Origin of the sequence: Ramlibacter sp., from assembly GCF_028291745.1 — a bacterium.
Taxonomy (GTDB): domain Bacteria; phylum Pseudomonadota; class Gammaproteobacteria; order Burkholderiales; family Burkholderiaceae_C; genus Ramlibacter.
Window position 1 is genome coordinate 37,267 of the sequence record NZ_JAQGNQ010000022.1, and the last position, 17,464, is coordinate 54,730.

Genomic DNA, 17,464 nt, shown 5'->3' on the forward strand with positions numbered 1-17,464 from the left:
CAATGCTCAAGGTGCGGAGAACGTCAGCGGCACCATCACGCTGGCGCCACCCGGTTGCGGCACCGTGACGTTCACCTGCACTGTGCCCTTGAAGCCGGCCGGCGGCGTGCCGCTGATCTGGCCGGTGCTCGGGTCCACCTTCAGCCAGGTGGGCAGCGGCTTGCCGTCGGCGGTGCTCGCCTTCAGCTGCGTGCCCGCGGGCAGGTTGGCGGGCAGCGCGATCTGCGCGGCAAAGGCGCCGCCAGGTCCGGCTTGCACCAGGGTGCGGCCGGCGCCGTTCATCTGCACCGTCTGCACCTGCACGGCCGCGCCGGCGGTGGTCAGGCCGATGCTGCCGCCGCCGGAGACCACGGCCTCCTTCTTGACGCCACCACCACCGGCCACCGTCACGGTGCCATCGGACTGCGCCTGCGTGCCTTGCAAGGCCACCGTGCCGCCCGCGTTCACCGTCAGGTTGCCGGCGTTCTGGATGTTCACGGTCTGCTTGCTGTCGCTGCCGCTCACCTGGGCGTTGTTGATCATCGCTCCGCCGCTGCCGGCCGAGCCACCGATGCTGCCGCTGACCGAGGAACTGTTGGCCGTGCCGAGCGTCACGTTGCCGCCCGCCTGGATGCCGACGTTGCCGCCGCTGGCGATCTGCGTGCCCTGGAAGGACGCGTCGCCGCCTGCCGTGACGTTCACGCCGGTGCCGCCCTGCAGGCTGGCCGCCTGCGCGGTGCTGCTGGTGCCGCCCACGAAGGTGCCGGCGACGCCGCCCTCCTTCTCCGCCTTCGCGCTGCCTTCCTTGCTCTTGCTGGCATCGAGGGAAGCCGACACGCCCGTGCTGGTCGTGGTGCTGACGGCCGCCTGCACGTCCACCTTGCCACCCGCGTTGATGTTGGCCTGGCCGCCGGCTGAAGCCGCCGTGCCCACCAGCGTGGTGTTGCCGCCCGACGAGAGGTTCAGGTTGCCGGCGGCCGCGATGCTGCCGCCTTGCTGCGTCGTGCTGTTCGACTGCGCGTACTCGCCCGACACGCCCAGCTCGCTGCTGCTGCTGGTCTTGCCCTTGCTCGAAGTCTCCTTGCCGCCGCCGACCGAGGCTTCCACGCCGAAGGACTGGCTGCTCTGCGTGCTCTGCGCCGCCTGATAGTTCAGGTTGCCACCGGCGCTGATGCTGGCGTCGCCGCCGCTCGTGATCGCCGTGCCCACCAGCGTGGTGTCCTTGCCGGAACTGATGGTGAGGCCGGTGCCCGCATTGATGCTGCCGGCCACCGCTTCGCTGCCGCTGTCGCTGGACTGGCTGTAGCCGCCCTCGGCCGATGCGCCCTGCTTGCCGCCCTTGGCCCCGCTCTTGTCGGCCGAGATCGTGAGCGAGGCATCGATGTTGCTGCTGCTCGACGACGAGGTGTTCTGCGCCGCGGCGATCGTGACATTGCCGCCGGCGGCAATGCCGGTGGTGCCGGTGGAAGCGAGGTTGGTGCCTTCCAGCCGGGTATCGCCCGTGGTGGTGATCTTCAGGTTGCCGCCCGAGGTGAGGCTGCCCACCACCGCCGTGCTGGAGCTGTCCGCGGTCTTGCCGTTGCTGTAGCCCCCATTGGCGCCCGTGCCCGTGCCCTCGATCGCCACCTGCACCTGGCCCTGGCCGCTGGTGGTGCTGGTGCTGTTGCTGGTGGTGTTCGCCGCCGCACGGTAGTCCAGCGAACCGGCCGCGAGGTTGACGTCGCCGCCGGCATTGATGTTGGTCCCCTGCAGCGTCGTGGTGCCTTGCGAGGTGCTGTTCACCTTGCCGCCCACCGTGATGTTGGAGACCACCGCATTGCTGCTGGCCGAACCCGCCTGGTCCTGCTGGTACTGGTAGGTCGCGCGCACGCCCACCCCTGCACCGGCACCCGCACTCGTGTCGGTGCTGGGCTGGCCGGCGCCAGTGCCGATGCCGCCCTTCACGGAGGCGTCGGCCGAGGCGCTGGCCGACGCTCCCGCATACACGCCCAGCGTGCCGGTGTTGCTGGTCGTGCTGTTGCTCGAATAGGTGGTGTTCTGGGCGGCCAGGCTGGTGATCGTGTTCGCCGACTGGTTCAGGTTGCCGCCGGCCGTGATCTGCGTGCCGACGTCGGTGATGTTGCCCGTGGCGTTGCGGTTGATGTTGCCGCCGGCAGTGATCGAAGAGGTCACCGCCGTGGTCGATCCGTCGGTGCTGCCCGATTGGGTGTTGCTCACCTTGATGCCGACGCTCGCATCGGCATTGGCCTGCGCCGAGCCGCTCGCGCTCGCCGACAGGTCGCCGCCGTTGGCACCCGCATTGCCCTTGGCACTGGCGTCCGCGGTGCCGTTGGCGAACAGGCCGGCCGAGGTCGTGCTGCTGCTCGTCGTCGTCTGGTGCACGTCGTTCACGGCCTGGAACGACAGGTTCGTCGCCGCCAGCTTCACGTCGTTGCCCGCGGCCAGCGACGAGCCCTGCGTGGTCAGGTTGTTGCCGGCGTTGATGCTCAGGTTGCCGCCGCTCGTGATCGACGATCCCTGGTGCGTGACGTCCAGCGTGCTGGTCGTGTCGGTGGTCGAGCGCACCAGCGTCAGGTCGTTGTTCGACGCGGCGTTGGCCTGCGCCTGCGCCGAGGCATTGGCGTTCAGGTTGTTCTGGTCCACGCCCGCCGCGAGGTTGCCGCCCTTCGTGCTGGCGCCGGCCGAAGCGTTGGCGCCGCCCGCGTTGGCCGAAGCATCGGCCCCGGCGCTCGCGCCCGCATGGTTGTCGCTGCTGCCCATGAAGCCGACCGCCGTCGACGTCGTGCTGGTCGTGCTCGTATGCACGTCCTCGGCGGCCAGCACGTTGACGTTGGTCGCGTTGATGGTGGCATTGCCGCCCGCCGACACCTTGGAGCCCTGCACGGCCACGTCCTTGCTGGCGTTCACGGTCAGGTTGCCGCCCACATCCAGCGTGGAGGCGACGTGGTGCGTGTCCGTGGTGTCGTTGGTGGTGGTCGTCGTCTGCGAGATCACCACGCCGCCGGTGCCGCCGGCATTGGCCTGGGCGCCCGCTTGCGCGCCGGTGCTGGCCTGCGTGCCAGTGGCCGACGCATTGGCGCCCGCATTGGCCGACGCACCGGACGATCCCGCGCCGCCGCCGCCCAGGAAGCTGGAAGTCTTCGTGGTCGTGTGGCTGGTGTCGGAATCGAGCCCGGCCAGCACGTTGACGTTGCTCGCGTTGACCGTGCCGTCGCCCTGCACCTTCATGCTGGAGCCCTGCAGCGTCAGGTCGCCGCCCGCATTCACCGTGGCGTTGCCGCCCACGGTCAGCGAGCTGCCCACGTTGCGATCGTGCTGGGCATCGGTCGTGGTGGCGGTCGTTCCCACCAGGCCGCCGCCCACGCCCAGGCCGGACGAGGTGCTCTCGCTGTGCGTGGTCGTGCTGTTGGCGCGGGCGATGATGTCGACATTGCCGGTCGCATTGAGCGACGCATCGCCGCCCACCTTGGCATCGGTGCCGGCCAGCGTGATGTCGCGGCCCGAGGTCATGTTCAGGTTGCCGCCCGCGGTCAGGCCGGACTTCACCTGGTCCACGGTCGTCGTCGTCGTGGTCGACGTGCCCGAGGTAAGCCCGTTGTCGTACGAGCTGTGGGTGGTGTTGGCGTTGCGGTTCTGGATCGTGTCGAAGGTGATGGCACCGCCGGCGCTCAGGTTCGCATTGCCGCCCGCGGTCATGCTGGCGCCCAGGTTGGTGATGTCCTTGCCGGCGGTCAGGCCCAGGTCGCCGGTGCTGGAGATGCCCGCCTGCTTGCCGATGCTGGTGACATACAGCTGGTCGTTGCCGCTGCCTTGCGACACCGTCTGGTTGACGATGCTGCCAGCGGCATCGAGGTTGACGGTGCCGCCGGTGATGGTGCCCGAGAGGTTGGTGATGTCTCCGGCGCTGCGCACGTCCAGCGAGTTGCGGCCGACGATCGTGCCGCCGGTGTTGGTGAGGCTCGTGACGTCCAGCGACACGTTGTTGCCCGCCAGCACGGCGCCGCTCTGGATGCCGGCGATGGTCTGCGGCGACAGGTACACCTGCGGCACCAGCACGGTCTGCCCGCCCACTTGCGTGCTGACCATCCAGACGATGTCCTGGTTCAGCGCCGCGACCTGCTGCGCGCTGAGTTGCTGGCCCACGGTCAGGCCCAGCGTCCTGGCCTCGGTGACGCCGTTCTGCACGAGCGCGTTCAGCACGGACGACTGGTCCTGAAAGCCCGCCAGCAGGTTGCCGCCGGTCTGCGCGATCAGCTGCTGCTGCACGAGGTAGGCCTCGTAGTTGGCGTCGCCCAGGCGCGTCTGCGCCGTGTCCGGGTTGAACCCGAGCTGCGTGAGCATGTAGTTGGAGCCGCCGAAGCTGGCGCTCAGGCCGCCGATCACCGGGTTGGCTTCGACCAGGTAATGCGCCCCGGGCGCGGTCACCGGCACGAAGTAGCCGTTGGGATTGGTGGGCAGCGTGATGTTGATGCCACCGAAGGCGACGCTGCCGGTGGCCGCGGTGCCGGTCGACGTGCTGGCCGTGCCGGCACCGGTCGCGCCCGTGCCGTTGCTGGTACTACCGGCTTGCGCCGTGCTGGCGGTCGCCGCACCCGCGGTGCTGCCGGTGCGGGCGCCGGAGCCGCTGGCGCCATTGCTGGTGCTGCCGCTTTGGGCGCTGACGCCCGTGTCGGCGCTGGCCGTGCTGCCGGTGCGCGCGGTCACCCCGGCGGCATTGCTGCTGGTGCTCGCGCCATGGGCGCCCGTGCTGCTGCCCACGCTCGCCGCGCCCGCGGCGCTGCCGGCGGCGGCGCTGTAGCTGGTGCCGCTGGCCGCGGTGGTGTAGGCCGAGCCGGTGTTGGTCAGCGAGACGTTGCTGACGTTCAGGTTGTTGGCATAGACGCCCGCACCCGGGCTGTACAGCGCCGTCGTGCCCTGCAGCACCGCGCCGGTGTTGTTGTGGTTGCTGTCGTCGGTGTACGTGGCCGGGCCGGCGGCGATGTACTTGATGTAGTGCTGCCAGTCCTCCTTGTAGCTCTTTTGCTGCAAGGCCAGGTCGTCGTTGGTGAAGCTCGCGCCGGAGTTGCCCGTGATGTTGAGCGTGCTCCCCGACAACACGCCCGCCAGGTTGGTGGCGGTGTTGAAGCCGGTCAGCGTCACCGTGCCGTTGCCGATGATCTGCGGCTTGTTGGCGATCGCGGTCGCGCCGTTGCCGTAGTACTGGCGCTGGGTCCAGGTCTTCTCGTAGTACCAGACCTGGGTCTGGTCGACGCAGTTGCAGCCGTTGTAGCCCTGGCTGTCGTAGCCGGTCTGGCTCTGCGCCACGTTCTCGTCACCGCCCCAGTAGCGGGTGTCGCCGCCGGGCGTGTCGTTGTGGATGGTCCCGGCGTTGATGGTGATGTTGCCGCTGCTGTCGATGCGGCTGTTGTTCACCAGCGTGCTGGCCGTCAGCACCAGGTTGCTGCCGGCGTCGATGGTGCCGATGCCGCCCGCCGCGTCGCCCACGTTCGTGATCGTGTGGCCGCTGGCGTTGGCGGTCAGCGTGCCGCCCGCGAACAGCGCACCGCTGTTGCTGATGTCCCCGGTGCTGGTGACCGTGAGATTGCCGGCGGCGGCCATGCCGCCGGTCTGCGTCAGGGTCACGCCCGGGGCGTTCACCGCCAGGTTGCTGCCCGAATAGATGCCTGCGTTATCGGTCAGCGCGCTGGCCACGGTGATCGTTCCGGTGCCACTGCCGTTGCGGCCCGCGACGATGCGCGCCGAGGAGGCGCCGAAGCTCAAGCCGTTCAGCGTCAGGCCCATGTCGCCCAGGGACTGCACCGAACTGCTGTTGTTCAGCGTCAGTTGCCGGGCGTTGACGTTCAGCACGCCGCCCTGCAGCACGGCCGAGCCGGTCTGGGTCACGTCGAGCGTGGTGCCGGCTTGCGCCTGCACGGTCAGCGTGCCATCGGCCAGCACGGTGCCGCTGTTCGCGAGGCCGCCGTTGCCGCCCTGCACGGTCATGCTGCCGGCCGACTGGATCTTGCCGGCGTTGACGATCGTGGCGCCGCTCACGGTGCCGTTGCCCGCCGTGCTCGTCGCGATGGCGATCACACCGGTCGCATTGTTGGTGACCGTGCCCGTGGCAGCCAGGCTGCTGCCGGTGGCACTGCCGCCCTGGATCGTGCCGCTGTTGTTCACGGTGCCGCTCGCCACGGTCAGCTTGTTGCCGGCGATCACGCCGCCGGCGTTGTTGGTGAGCGTGGTCACCCCATCGAGGGCGAGCGTGCCGGCCGAGGCGAGCACGCCATTGACCGTCGCGGTGCCGCCCACCGTGGCCGTGAGGTCGCCGCTGGCCACGAGTCGGCCGCCCACCGTCAGCGAGCCGGCGCGCAGGCGCGTGGCATGGGAGGACTGCAGCGTGCCGCTGTCGTCGACGGCGCCGCTGACGGTGACCGTGTCGGTGGCGTTGCCGCCGTTGGTGGACAGCAGCAAGGTGCCGGCGTTGCTCACGCTGGCCAGCGACAGGTCGCTGCCGGTGGCCGCCTGGATCCAGCCGCTGGCGTTGTTGCTGGCCGCGCCGGCCTTGACCTTCAGGTTGCCGTCCGTGAACAGCGTGCCGCTGTTGGTGAGAGTCTCGCTGGCGCCGCCGCCGGCATCGGCGATGTCGATCGTCGAGGCGCCGTAGAGGGTGCCCTGGTTGTCCAGGGTGCCGCCCACGCGCAGCATCGCGGCGCCGGTGCCGGCTTCCGTGCGACCGCTGTTGGTGAAGCCGCTGGCGGCGCTGAGGTCCAGCGTGGAGCCTTTCAGCGTGCCACCGTTGTTCACGCTGGAGGCCGTGAGCGCAAGCGCACCAGTCGACTGGGTGTAGCTGTTCGCCGTGGTGGTGAAGCCGCTGGTGGTGGTCACCGTCAGCGTGCCCTGCGCGAGCAGCTTGCCGCCGACGTTGCCGCTGGCGGCCTGCAGCGTGAGCGCCTGGGCCGATTGCAGCGTGCCGCTGTCGCTGAGTGCGCCCGTGAGCGAGACGGTGTCGGTGCCGGTGCCGCCCGTGGAGAGCAGCCAGGTGCCGGCGTTGCTGAGACTGCCGAGGCTCAGCGCGCTGCCCGCAGCCGACTGGACCCAGGCGCCGCTGTCGTTGCTGGTGGCCGCTGCACGCGCGCTGATGCGGCCGTCGGAGAGCAGCGTGCCGCTGTTCGCGAGGGATTCGCTGCCGTTGCCTGCCGCGTCGGCGATGTCCAGCAGATTGCCCGCGTACACGCTGCCGCTGTTGGCAAGGGTGCCGCCCACGCGCAGGTGCGCGGTACCGGTATCGGCTTCGGCGGTGCCGCTGTTGTCGAGGCCATTGCTGGCGGTGAGGGACAGGTCGGCGGCCTTCAGCACGCCGGCGTTGGCCACATGCGCCGCCGCCAGCGTGAGCTGATGCGCGGATTGCGTGTAGCTGCCTTGGCCGGTGCTGTAGTCGCCGGTCGTGGTGACCGCGAGATCGCCGACCGCGAGCAGCTTGCCGCTCACGTTGCCGCTGGCCGCCTGCACCGTCAGCGCATTGGCCGATTGCAGGGTGCCGCTGTCGGTGAGCGCACCGGCCACCGTGACGGTGTCGGGGGCCGCGCCAGTGCTGGTGGAAAGCAGCCAGGTGCCGCCGTTGTCGAGGCTGGCTGCGGTGATGCCGCTGCCGGTCGCGGCCTGCGCCCAGCCGGTGTTGCGGGTCGTGCCCGCCTTCACGTCCATGCGGCCGTCGGCGATCAGCGTGCCGCTGTTGGTGAGGCTTTCGCTGCCGGCGCCCGCCGTGTCGGCGATATCCAGCGTCGTGGCCGCGTACAGCGTGCCGCTGTTGTCCATGCTGCCGCCCACGCGCACGGTGGTGGCGCCGGTGTCGGCTTGCGCCGTGCCGGTATTGCCGAAGCCGGATTGCGCGGTGAGCGCGAGGGCGTTGGCCTTGAGGACACCGGCGTTGCTGATGGTGGCGGCATGGAGCGTGAGCGTCTGGCCCGATTGGGTGTAGCTGCCGGCGCCCGTGGTGTACGCGCCAGTGGTGCTCACGCCAAGATTGCCGGTGGCCATCAGCAGGCCGTCGACCTGCGCGCTGGCGGCGCTCACGCCGAGGGTGTTGGCGGACTGCAGCTTGCCGCTGTCGTTCAGCACGCCGGCGACCGTCACCGTGTCGGAGGTCGTGCCTGCGGCGGTGGACAGCAGCCAGGTGCCGGCGTTGTCCAGGCTCGCCGCATTCACGGTGCTCTGGTGCGCGGCTTGCACCCAGCCGCTGGCGGTGTTGCTGGCCGATTGCGCCTGGAGTGCCAGCGTGCCGTCGCTGAGGACCGTGCCGCTGTTGTGAAAGGTGCCGGTCGCCCCGCCGCTTGCGTCGGCGATGTCGAGCGCGGTCGCGGCGTACAGCGTGCCGCTGTTGTCCAGGCTGTCGCCCACGCGCAGCGTGGCCGACCCGACGTCGGCTTGCACGGTGCCGCTGTTGGCCAGGCCATGTTGCGCGGTCAGGCCGATGGTGGCGGCCTTCACGAGCCCGCTGTTGTCGACGCTGTCGGCGGCCAGCGTGATGCCTTGGCCGGCTTGCGTGTAGCTGCCGGCGACGGTGGTGTAGCTGCCCGTCGCGGTGATGGCCAGGTCCTGGCCCGCCAGCAGCTTGCCGACGACGCTGGCGCTGCCCGCGTTCACGGTCAGCGCATTCACGGATTGGATCGTGCCGCTGTCGGCCAGTGCGCCGGTGACGGTGACCATGTCACGATTCGATCCGGCCTGGGTCGACAGCAGCCACGTGCCGGCGTTGTCCACGCTGCCCAGGGCCACGGTGCTGCCTTGCGCCGATTGCACCCAGCCATCGGCCGTGTTGCGGCTCGTGCCCGCCTTCACGCTCATGCTGCCGTCCGATTGCAGCGCGCCGCTGTTGGTCAGCGTCTCGCTGCCGTTGCCGGCGGCGTCCGCGATGTCCAGGCCGGTGGCGCCGTACACCGTGCCGCTGTTGTCCAGGGTGCCGCCGATGCGCAGCGTCGCCGCTCCGGTGTCGGCCTGGGTCGTGCCGCTATTGGCCAGGCCGGTCTGCGCCGTGAGCGTGACTGCGTTGGCCTTCAGCACACCGGCGTTGTCGATGCTGCCGGCGGCAACCGCCAGCGCCTGGCCCGACTGCGTGAAGCTGTTCGCGCCGGTGGAATAGGCGCCGACGGTGGTGACGTCGAGGTTGCCGCTCGCCAGCAACTTGCCGGTGACGCTGGCGTGGTCGGCGCTCAGGGCCAAGGTGTTGACCGACTGCAGCGCGCCCGCATCGGCGAGCGCGCCGGCGATGACCACGTGGTCGCCGCTGCCGGCATGCGTGGACAGCAGCCAGGTGCCCTGATTGTCCAGGCTGCCCAGCGTGAGGCTGCTGCGATCGCCCGCCTGCACCCAGCCGTCAGCGGTGTTGCTGGTGGCGGCGGCGGCGACCTGCATGCTGCCGGCCGATTGCAGCGTGCCGCTGTTGCTCAATGACTCGGTGCCAGCGCCCGTGGCGTCGGCGATGTCCAGGTTGGTCGCCGCGTACAGGGTGCCGCTGTTGGCGATCGCGCCGCTCGCGTGCACGACCGCATTGCCGCTGTCCGCCTGGGCGATGCCGCTGTTGGCGAAGCCGTTGCCGGCGGTGAGCGTCAGCGCCTGCGCTTTCAGCACACCGGCATTCGTCACGCTGCCGGCGTTCAGGGCCAGCGCCCCGCCGGACTGCGTGTAGCTGCCGGCGCCGGTGGTGTACGCGCCGGTGCTGGTGATGGACAGGTCGCCATCCGCCAGCAGCTTGCCGGCTATCGTGGCGCTGCCGCTTTGCACGCGCAGTGCACGGGCGGATTGCAGCGTGCCCGCGTCGCTCAATGCGCCGGAAACCGCGACGCTGTCGCTCGCCGCACCCGGCGCCGTGGACAGCAGCCAGTTGCCGCCGTTGTCCAGGCTCGTGGCTTGCACGTGGCTACCCGCGGCCGCCTGCACGCCAGCGCCGGCGGCGTTGCTCACGCTCGCGCCCTTCAGGGCCAGCGTGGCTTCGGTCAGGATGCGGCCACCAGCCACGTTGCTGATCGACTCGCTGGCCTCGCCCGCGTTGTCGGCGATGTCGAGGCCGGCAGCGGCATGGATCGCGCCGGAGTTCGTCAATGCCTGGCCGATGCGCAAGGTGGCCTGGCCAGCGTCGGCGCTGATCGCGCCCGCATTGTTCAGGCCCTGCGCCGCGGTGATGACGACGTTGCCGGCGCTGCTGACAACGCCCTGCCCCGCGGCTGCAACCGTGCTCATCGCACCCGTGGCGGCCAGCGTGAGATCACCCGTCGCCTGGACCGCCGCGGTGCCCAGCGCGAGGTCGCCCTGCTTGGCCGAGAGCTGCAGGCCGGCGCCCGCGTCCAGCGTCGCCCCGGTACTGCCCACGCTCAGGCTGCCGACGGTGCCCTGCCAGACGCCAGTCGCACCCCAGCGGGTGCCGTCGATGGCGGCACTGCCCTGCACGTCCAGGGTCAGCGCGCCGCCGGCATGGCGCGTGTTGTTGCCTTCCACGGTGCCGGTGCTGCTTGCGGTGTCGAGCAGGCTGGCCGCGCTCACGCCCAGGTTGCGGCCGGCCACCAGCGAACTGCCCGTGATCTGCGCGGCACCATCACTGGCGAGCGCCAGGTCAAAGCCCGCGTTGAGAGAGGCATCGGCCAGCTGCACGCCCGCGCCGCGGGCCGTGACGGCCAGGTTGCCGCTGGCCGACAGCTTGTTGTTCAACTGGATCTGGCCGGCCGACGTGAGCGAGAAATCGCCCGCCGTCGCCGCCGCGTCGCCCAGCATGCGCACGCCCACGCCGGCCTCGGTGGAGACCAGCACGATGCGATTGGCGTACATGCCGCCCAGCAGCGAAGAATCGATGGCGAGCGTAGGCGCCGCGCCTTCGGGCGTGGCCGCGCCGGTGACGCTGCGGCTGCCGTAGTCCCAGACGTTGGCGCCGGTGTAGATGCCCAGGGAGAGCGCGTTGACCTGCCCGTCCAGGCGCACCGAGCGGCTCACCAGGTCGAGGATCTGCTGCGCGCTGGCGTTCAGGCCGCTGCCGTTGATGGCGATGTCACCGCGGGTGACGGTGAAGCCGCCCAGCGAGCCATCGGCATTGAAGCGCGGCAGGCCGGTGCTGAGCGTCACCCGGTCGGTGTTGATGAAACCGCAGCCCGCACAGGTGATGCCGAAGGGGTTGGCGACCACCACGTCGGCGCGCTTGCCCAGCACCTCGGTGAAGCCGGCCAGCGTGCTGCGGCTGGTGCCCGTCACCTGGTTCAGGATCAGGCTCGCCTCGCCGGAGAGGTTGATGTTCGCGTACACCGTGCCGGCCAGTTGCGACTGGCGCTTGATCTGGTCGGAATTCCCGTTGTTCAGGACCAGGCCGGCGGCGTTGACGTTGAACTGCGTGTAGAGGTTGTTCGACACGCCCGCGGCATTGGGCGTGGCGATGTCGACCACCGTCACGCCATTGGGCGCGACATAGGCGCGCGTGTTGCCACCCGCCGCTGTGACCGAAGGATCCGCCGCCTGCGCGATCAGCGAGGCTGCCAACAGCGACAGGCCCACCCCGGCGCGCACCAGGCTGCTGCCGGGGCCGCGCGATTGCGCGATTTCGCCAGCTGCAGTCCAGCAACCCTTCTTGGCATTCCAGACGACGCGATAGATCTTGTTCATTTTGGGTCTCGGTCAGAGGGCAGCGGACAGGCGGAACCAGGTTTGCCCGGGTTCGCGCGCCAGGGAGGCGGGTTTGCTGATGGGAGCGGCGTAGAAGACGTCCCAGGTGAGGGCGCGCCATTGCAGCTGCAGGCCGACGGCGGCACCGGAGAGGTTGCCGCCGTCCTCGGGGCCGACGTTCGACACGCGGCCGAAGTCGAGGGCCGCATAGGCACGGGCGGCGACGGTGTCGTTGCCGGCGCGGAACTGGCGCAGCAACGAGAGGCTGTTGCGCCAGTAGAAGCCGTTGTCGCCGGACAGGCTCGAGTTGTAGAAGCCGCGCACCGTGTAGAAGCTGCCGATCAGCATCTTCTCGGAGCCGTACAGGCTGTCGTAGGCCTTCTGGGCGGCGATCTCGCCGTCGTAGCTCCAGCGCTGGCCCAGGCCTTCGAAGGGCAGGTGCAGTTGCGCGCCCGCCTGCAGCTTGCTGAATTGCGCATGCGGCTGCTCGGAGGTGAGCAGCTCCGGGTCGCGCAGCGCGCCGAAGGTCTTCAGGCCTTGCACGACATCGAGCGAGGCATTCAGCAGCCCGGTGCCCAGCACCACGCGCGAGTACGAGCCGCGCACATCCAGCAGCGTCAGCTTGCGGCTGCTCACGTCGAGCAACTGGCCGGCGAAGAAGTTGGTGGCGTCCTTGGTCGTGAGCGCCGTGCCCAGGGACAGGCGACCCACTTCGTCGCGGTGGACCACGCGGTCGTAGCCCACCGTGACGATGCTGTTGGAGCCCTCGGCCGGCTGCTGCGTGCCACTGGGGAGCGTGAGCACGTTGCGATAGGTGGAGCGGATCACGCTGGCCGTCCAGGTGTCGTAGCCGTGCGGCAGCCACAGGTCCAGGCCGTCGGACTGCGTGTGGTGGTCGCCGTCGGGGAACGGCACCGACTCGCGATGCGAGACGGAGACCTGCTCGCCGAGGCCCGCAAGGTTGTCCAGCACCACGGTGGCCGAGGCCTGGTGCACGCCCGTGCCTTCCTGCCCCTGGTTGTCGTAGCTTGTGATCAGGTGCACGGAGCGCGTGGGCGTGTTGTGCACGGTCACCACGCTGCCGCCGGCCGCCTCGCCCGGCAGGATCTCCAGGCGCGCGTTGTTGGACTGCAGGCGGTTGATCTGGTCGATGCCCTGCTCGAGGTCACGCAGGTTCAGCACCTGCCCCTCGTGCGTCGGGAACACGGCGCCCGCGGGCACGCTCTTCTTGCCTTCGTCGTCGATGCGGAAATGCTCGATCGTTCCTTCGACCACGTCGATGGTCAGCGTGCCTTGCTTGAGGTCCTGCGCGGGCAGGTAGGCGCGCGAGGTGACGTAGCCCTGGACGATGTAGTCCTTGGTGATCAGCCCGAGGATCTCCGTGATCTCGTTGACCCCCAGGCAGTGCCCGGCAAAGCGGGAGTCGATCTCGGCCCGCGCGGCCTGCCGCAGCCGCGGGCTGTTGTGGATCACGATTTCGCGGATGTCGTGGCACGCACCGGGCACGGCGGCCGGCTGCACCGGGGCCGGCGTGGCACGCAGGTCGGCGCCGCCGGGGGGAGCGACGCGCCGCGTGCTCTCCAGATCGCGCTGAATTTGTTCCTGTTGCCTGCGCTGTAATTGTTCCAGCTGTTGTGCGGCTGCATCACCAGGAGAGGTCTGGGCCGCAACGAAGGCGGGGGTTGCCGTGGCCATGAAGGCCAGGGGAACGAGCACACGAGACGCGATTCTTCTTGGTTTTCCGGGGGTCATGCGGTGTGCACCGGCCGCCAGCGCTCATGCCTGGAGTGGGTGCGGGGGGCAAAACCATCGAACCTAACCCGATTTGGTTGCGTCCGCAACTAAGTGTTTCGTTTGCAACCGATCCGCTTCCAACCCAGTCTGCCGCTCGAAGCTCCCCTGCGCCGGCGGTGCCTTGGGCGCAAGTAGTGCGACGAGGTCGGGCATGCGGCTGGAAATGAGATACTGTATTTCCGTACAGTTAATCGCATCGCATGACCGCCCTTGCAGTTTCAGAGTGGCACGAGCCCGACCTCCACGCCGCTGCCCCGCCGCAGCGCTTGCGGCCGCTCGTGGCGCCCGGCGAAATCCCCGCCGGCGTGTGGCGCGGCGGCGAACTCGGCTCGCAGATCAGCGACACGGTGGCCACCGGCTGGGCCGAGCTCGATGCGCAACTCCCCGGTGCGGGCTGGCCCTGCCGTTCGATCACCGAGGTGCTTGCGCCGCAGCCCGCCGTGCTCGAGTGGCGCCTGCTCGGAGGTGCGATCCGACAAGTCGTCGCAGGCGGCGGCCAGGTGGTGCTGGTGGGACCGCCCAAGCCCCCTCACCTGCCCGGCTTGCTGCATGCCGGGGCCGATGCGCGGCAACTCGTCTGGGTCCGGGCCGAGACGCCGGCCGAGCGCCTGTGGGTGACGGAGCAGATGATCAAGTCCGATGCCGCGGGGGCGATCGTCGCCTGGCTGCCGCAGGCGCGGCAGGAACAGATCCGTCGCCTGCAGGTCTGCGCGCTGGCCTGCCGCGCGCCCGTGTTCCTGTGCCGGCCCGAAGCCGCGCAGCACGAATCCTCGGCGGCGCCGCTGCGCGTGCACGCCAGCTATACGGTGGATTGGGAGCTGTGCGTCAAGATTTTCAAGCGCAGGGGTCCGTCGCTGCCTACGCCCTTGCGGCTGCCGTCCATTCCGGGCGGCCTGGCGCGCGTCCTCACCCCGCGCCTGCTCAAACCCAGCCTTCTCTGGAGGCGCACGGAGACTCGTGATGCTGTGGGCAGTCCTGCTCCCCGACGGCCATCCCGCCAGCTCGCCGTCCACTGAGGTCCTGCAGGGAACGGCGATCTGGGCGCTGCAATACACGCCCCGGGTCGCGGTCATCGAGGACTGCGCGGTGGCGCTGGAGCTGGCGGCCAGCGCGCGCCTGTTCGGAGGCAAGCGGCAACTGGTGGAACGCGTGCGCAACGAGGCGTGCGAGTTGGGACTGCGCGCACCGAGCTGGGCGCCCACCAGCCTGGCCGCGCTGGCACTGGCCCGCGCCGGCGTCACCAACGGCTTCGGCAAACCCCTGGACCAGGTGCTCGACGCCTTGCCCTTCGAGACACTGACGCCCGCGAAGACCCACGAGGCGACGCTCTCGCGCCTGGGCTGCCGCACGCTGGCCGACGTGCGCGCCTTGCCGCGCGGCGGCCTCTCGCGGCGCTTCGATGCGCAATTGCTCGCGGCCCTGGACCAGGCCTACGGCTTGCGGCCGGAAAGCCACGCCTGGGTCGGCTTGCCGGACCGCTTCGCCCAGCGGCTCGAACTGATGTCGCGCGTCGAGGTGGCCCCCGCCTTGCTGTTCGGCGCCCGTCGCCTCTTGCTCCAACTGTGCGGCTGGCTGGCGGCGCGGCGCAGTGGCGTGACGGCCTTCACCTTGCGCTGGTGCCACGACGTGATGCGCTCGAAAACCGCGGGCGACGGCGGCGAACTCACGATCCGCACCGCCGAAGCCACGCGCAACATCGAGCACCTCGGCCGCCTGCTGGCCGAACACCTGGCCAAGGTGACGCTGCAGGCGCCCGTCGGCGACCTGCAACTGGTCGCCGACGACGTGCATTCGCTCGATGAAAAAAGTGCGTCCTGGTTGCCGGACCCGGCGCAATCCGGCGAATCGCTGGCGCTGGTGCTGGAGCGCGTGGCGGCCCGCCTGGGGCCCGAGCGCGTGCTGCGGCCGCTGCCCGCGGCCGACCACCGCATGGAGTGGATGGTTCACTGGCTACCCAGCAACGTGCCGCAGCCGCGCGCGCTGCCGCCTTGCGGCGACCTGCCGCAGCCGGCGTTCATGTTGTCCGAGCCCTTGAAACTGGCGGTGCGCGAGGACCGCCCCCTGTACCAGGGCGCCCTGCTCCTGCTGTCCGGCCCGCATCGCGTGGAGGGCGGCTGGTGGCATCGGCGGCCCGATGCCAGTGGCGCGCAGCAGGCGCAGACCGTGGTGCGCGACTACTGGGTGGCCGTGAGCGAACACGCCGGCGTGCTGTGGATCTTCCAGACCCGCCTGGAAAAGGACCGCACCGCGTGGTTCCTCCAGGGCGTGTTCGCCTGAGAAGCTGAGAAGCATGGCAGGCCCGCAATACGCCGAGCTCTGGTGTCTGTCCAACTTTTCCTTCCTGCGCGGCGCCAGCCGCCCGGAGGAACTGGTGGAGCGCGCCCAGGCGCTGGGCTATGCGGCGCTGGCGCTGACCGACGAATGCTCCATGGCCGGCATCGTGCGTGCGCATGTGGCCGCCAAGGAGCACGGCCTCAAGCTGCTGGTAGGCGCGCAGTTCGAAGTGCAGGGCGAAAGCCCGTTCACGCTCGTCGTGCTGGCGCGCAACCTGCAGGGCTACGGCAATCTGTGCGAGTTCATCACCACCCTGCGCCGCGCCAGCGAAAAAGGCACTTATCGCCTGTCGTTCGAGCAACTGGAGCGCACCGCCTTCGAGGACTGCCTCGTCCTGATCGCAGCGCGGCGAGACAGCAGCGACGCGCAATTGGCGGCCTTGTGCCACTGGGCTGGCCGGGCATTTGCCGGGCGCTGCTGGCTGCTGGCCTTGCGCGAGCGGCTGCTGGGCGACGAAATGTGGCTGCACCGCCTGCGGCGCGCAGGCGCCGACGCGCAACTGCCGCTGGCCGCGGCCGGCGACGTGCACATGCATGTGCGCTCGCGCAAACCCTTGCAGGACGTGATGACGGCCACGCGCGTCGGCCGGCCGCTCACCGAATGCGGCCATGCGCTGCAAGCCAATGCCGAACGCCACCTGCGCACGCGCCTGCGCCTGGCGCAGCTGTATGCGCCGGACCTGCTGGCGCAGACGCTGCGCATCGCCGACCTGTGCGCGTTCTCGCTCGACGAATTGCGCTACCAGTACCCCGACGAGGTCGTGCCGGCAGGCGAAACCCCTACCAGCTATCTGCGCCGCATCACCTACGAGGGCGCCGGGCGACGCTGGCCGCAGGGGGTGCCGGCGAAGGTGCAGCTGCAGATCGAGCACGAGCTCGCGCTGATCGCGGAACTGCGCTACGACCACTACTTCCTCACGGTCTACGACATCGTGCGCTTCGCGCGCTCGCAGCACATCCTCTGCCAGGGGCGCGGGTCGGCGGCCAACTCGGTCGTCTGCTATTGCCTGGGCGTGACCGAGGTCGACCCGGCGCGCATGAGCGTGCTGTTCGAGCGCTTCATCAGCCGCGAGCGCAACGAGCCGCCCGACATCGACATCGATTTCGAACACGAGCGGCGCGAGGAGGTGATGCAGTACCTCTATCGAAAATACGGGCGCGAGCGGGCCGCGCTCACGGCCACGGTCATCAGCTATCGCCCGCGCTCGGCGATCCGCGACGTCGGCAAGGCGCTGGGTTTCGACCTGGAGACGGTCGACCGGCTGGCCAAATCCCACCAGTGGTGGGACGGGCGCGAGGTGCGGGGCGAGGGCTTCGCCGAGGTCGGCCTGGATCCCGACGACCTGCAGGTGCAGCAGCTGATCGCGCTGACCGAGCAGATCCTGGGCTTTCCGCGTCACCTCTCGCAGCACGTGGGCGGCTTCGTGCTGACGCGCGGTCCGCTGCACCGCATGGTGCCGATCGAGAACGCCTCGATGCCCGATCGCACCGTGATCGAATGGGACAACTCAGCGGACCAGCGAGGTAGTTTGTCCGTAAGAGGACTTGAACCTAACCCCGGACAGGCTGGAGCTTGTTCCTCAACGCATCAAGGACGCAGGGTTATCCACGGCGGCGGTCGGCGCTTGCGACGAACCGACCGCCGCGGTGGGTAACCCGTTTTTCGTGGCGCGATCGTCGAAAGCTCGTCCTTCACTGTACAAAATAATGCCTATGCGGTACCGTTAAAAAATGTC

General features: G+C 69.8%; 4 protein-coding genes and 1 pseudogene. 3 read left to right on the plus strand and 2 right to left on the minus strand.

From position 1 onward, the window contains the following. Positions 1–6: 6 nt before the first annotated feature. Together JWP60_RS03385 and JWP60_RS03390 are read right to left on the minus strand one after the other, a co-directional pair. Entirely contained in the window at positions 7–11,601 is an 11,595-nt protein-coding gene (locus tag JWP60_RS03385) for a hemagglutinin repeat-containing protein (protein ID WP_299786380.1), read from the minus strand. Between the two features lie 12 nt (positions 11,602–11,613). Beyond that, entirely contained in the window at positions 11,614–13,296 is a 1,683-nt protein-coding gene (locus JWP60_RS03390) for a ShlB/FhaC/HecB family hemolysin secretion/activation protein (RefSeq protein WP_299786382.1), read from the minus strand. A gap of 299 nt (positions 13,297–13,595) precedes the next feature. Here JWP60_RS03390 and imuA point away from each other — a divergent pair, with 299 nt between their 5' ends. The 3 genes and pseudogenes from imuA to JWP60_RS03405 form a co-directional block, all read left to right on the plus strand. Continuing rightward, on the plus strand, positions 13,596–14,411 hold the full coding sequence (gene imuA, locus JWP60_RS03395) for a translesion DNA synthesis-associated protein ImuA (protein ID WP_299786384.1): 816 nt from the start codon (positions 13,596–13,598) through the stop codon (positions 14,409–14,411). Further along, on the plus strand, positions 14,356–15,672 hold the full coding sequence (locus JWP60_RS03400) for a DNA polymerase Y family protein (protein WP_299786386.1): 1,317 nt from the start codon (positions 14,356–14,358) through the stop codon (positions 15,670–15,672). The genes imuA and JWP60_RS03400 overlap by 56 nt, the downstream gene beginning before the upstream one ends. A 13-nt stretch (positions 15,673–15,685) precedes the next feature. Then, a pseudogene (locus tag JWP60_RS03405) lies at positions 15,686–17,233 on the plus strand (PHP domain-containing protein); the annotation flags it as partial. Between the last annotated feature and the right edge of the window lie 231 nt (positions 17,234–17,464).

What these genes read in the sequence shown, in the direction of transcription:
- JWP60_RS03385 (WP_299786380.1), bottom strand. Translation starts at nt 11,601, where the DNA reads ATGAACAAGATCTATCGCGTCGTCTGGAATGCCAAGAAGGGTTGCTGG.
- JWP60_RS03390 (WP_299786382.1), bottom strand. Translation starts at nt 13,296, where the DNA reads ATGGCCACGGCAACCCCCGCCTTCGTTGCGGCCCAGACCTCTCCTGGT.
- imuA (WP_299786384.1), top strand. Translation starts at nt 13,596, where the DNA reads ATGACCGCCCTTGCAGTTTCAGAGTGGCACGAGCCCGACCTCCACGCC.
- JWP60_RS03400 (WP_299786386.1), top strand. Translation starts at nt 14,356, where the DNA reads ATGCTGTGGGCAGTCCTGCTCCCCGACGGCCATCCCGCCAGCTCGCCG.